Below are 399 nucleotides of genomic sequence, written 5' to 3' on the forward strand. Positions count from 1 at the left end.
GCTGTTGTTGTTGAAGTGCGACTGCAGGCCGACGCAGTCGATGGGCACGCCGCGGGCCTTGAAGTCGCGGACCATGTTGTAGACGCCCTGCGTCTTGGCCCAGCTCCAGTTGTCGATGTTGTAGTCGTTGTAGCAGAGCTTGGCGGACGGGTCGGCGGCGCGCGCGGTGCGGAAGGCGACCTCGATCCAGTCGTTGCCGGTGCGCTGGAGGTTGGAGTTGCGCCGGGCGCCGGAGTTGCCGTCGTCGAAGGCCTCGTTGACCACGTCCCAGGCGTAGATCTTGCCCTTGTAGTGGTTCATCACGCCGTTGATGTGGTTGATCATGGCCTGGCGCAGCGGGGCGCCCTCCATCGGGCGCATCCAGTTCGGCTGCTGGTTGTGCCAGGCCAGGGTGTGGCC

At 65.4% G+C, this 399-nt stretch carries 1 protein-coding gene; it reads right to left on the reverse strand.

Annotated elements, in window-relative coordinates; genetic code table 11:
• Nucleotides 1-399: endo-1,4-beta-xylanase (locus tag ACLQ2R_RS39575; protein WP_425966551.1), on the reverse strand; the 399-nt coding region annotated here is incomplete at both ends.

The sequence above is a fragment of the Streptosporangium sp. DT93 genome (assembly GCF_049844535.1).
Lineage (GTDB): Bacteria > Actinomycetota > Actinomycetes > Streptosporangiales > Streptosporangiaceae > Streptosporangium.